Genomic DNA, 2,160 nt, shown 5'->3' on the forward strand with positions numbered 1-2,160 from the left:
GAGAGGTATTTTTTTGTAAAATTCTTAAGTGTTATTTTTTGTACAGGAAAATCGGCCTCATCGTCACCGAGAATGATGCCCGTTTTGACTCCATCCATGCGATTTATTTCGGAGACAACATCAAGGCTTCGCTTTATATTACTTCGTCCTAGAATATCGGCTATATGGATCTCCAGATCTGTAGATACAGAGGGCTCTAAAAGAACAACGCTCTTTACGTTCTTCTTAACGACAGGGTCCAAACGATTAACAATAAAAGGGACCGCATCTGCTCCAAATGAATATCCAACGACGAAAAGACGCATATTCTGCCGTGAGGATAGCAAAGTCCTCAAGGTATTAGAAATATCTTCTGCTATCTCTTTCGGGCTTTTCTTCTTCCAGAAATAATTTTTTGAATCAAGAGCTGCAACAGTATATCCTGCTCCAGCAATTAGCTCACAGAGCTTATTTGAGAACGAATTGAATCCTCCATCTCCACTCAGATAGAGAACCAGGGGTAGTACAGCTTTATTATTCCAATATTTCATGTCAATCAAACGTTGTTGAGCAAAAGCATGAAATGCTATGCTACCAATTATAAATAAAGTGGCTAATTTTTTCATCTGTATGAGATTTACATGAAGCTATTCATTCGGTTTCATCACTTTGACCAGTGCTATAGGAAGTTGTAAGAGATCAAAATCGTTATCAAATATAAGGTATTTATTTTCCCAAAATGTCGCATACTTCTCTTTAAAATCACGCAGACTATGGTAATGTTTAAAGTTTCCCAATCGTGTTGAGGCAAACTTCATAATCTTTTCAGCGGGACTATCTGTCGCTCCCAAGCCCGTCATTGGCACCATGCCCAAATTTAGATAGACATACTTTTTGGCTTTAGCATATGCAATAAGCTCAACAATCAATGCATCCATACTCCCACCTGGTGCGTCAAGCGATTTTCGGATCATATCATAAGTGCACTCATCTTTAGCATAATCGGGAATAATATTCAGAAAGGCGACAATATTATTTTGCTCATTTTTCAATACAATAATATCTTGCATAATAAGCTCATTTTCATCAAACATTCCTTGCGAAAAAACCATTTCCTTTTTATCAAATTCTTTCAACCATTCATTGGAAATCAATCTTAGCTCGTCTATAATTGCTTTTTCCTGCGGAGCTTTCAACACCTCCGTTGTAAAACCCTTTTTTTGAATTGCATTAAGTCCATTACGTAATGACTTACGGTCTTTTCCTTCTAGCTTGAATGTTTCCAATTCTAATACAGCCTCCTGTCCAATGGTGATTTTTTGCTTACGAAGAGATGAAAAATGAACCAAGCTATTTTCATCAACACGGTAATAAATGGCCTTTAAACCATTCGCATAACAATATTGATCAAATTCTTGAACCAGCTCTTCCTTATCCCCCTGCTCACAGACAGGTTCATCCAATACGATAGCAAATTCATTCGCCAAGCGATAAGCGGTAAATCCCTCCGAGACTTCTGAGAAGAACAGACTCTTATCTTTTCCCAATTTAAAGAAGTCCATCGGAGACTGTCCAAACTCAATTAGTAATTGTTCTGCATGCTCCATTTCGGAGCTACTCGAATCTTCGTCATCAATCAGCCGAGGACGTGCAAGTGCGTAGATCAATAAGAACCAACAAAATAGTCCCAAAACTTGAGTGATGCGCAAAAATTCTTGACCAAAAGCTGTTTGTGGCATCAATTCATCATCTGCAAACAACAGAAAACTCCGTGCCGTATGATATATTGATTGTCCCCATGTAAAGTCTAGCCCGAAATGTTGCTTATCAATGAAGTAAAAACTCAACACATCAAACAGGCATATCGCTATCAGAGCGACAAAAAATGTGATAAACCCAATTCTTACCCAACGAATATTACTCTTGATGCGATATTGTTTATAGCTCATTGCCAATAAAATCAACGTCAACAAAGCAACCGATGCCTCTTCATAGTCCAGTGCCTTAAACACATGTCCAAACAGCGACAAAGCACTAAACACCACGGCGATCCAGAACGCAATACGGAAACCTTTAATCAGGTATGCCGAAGTTACCAATAGTCCTAAGCCCAAAACCAATACCATAAATTTAGAAGCATGAATTGCTTCTAGCGGTAAATAAAAACGATCAAGTTTCATA

Annotated in this window: 2 protein-coding genes; both read right to left on the bottom strand. The window is 38.2% G+C overall.

Annotation, left to right across the window (positions count from 1 at the left end; all coding sequences use genetic code 11):
* A partial coding sequence (locus tag B2X72_RS19265) for an AcvB/VirJ family lysyl-phosphatidylglycerol hydrolase (RefSeq protein WP_286851123.1) occupies positions 1–605 on the bottom strand: 605 nt, incomplete at its 3' end.
* Between the two features lie 21 nt (positions 606–626).
* Positions 627–2,160: phosphatidylglycerol lysyltransferase domain-containing protein (locus tag B2X72_RS19270; protein WP_286851124.1), on the bottom strand; the 1,534-nt coding region annotated here is incomplete at its 5' end.

This window comes from Sphingobacterium sp. UBA7253, assembly GCF_002472745.1.
Taxonomy (GTDB): Bacteria; Bacteroidota; Bacteroidia; order Sphingobacteriales; family Sphingobacteriaceae; genus Sphingobacterium; species Sphingobacterium siyangense.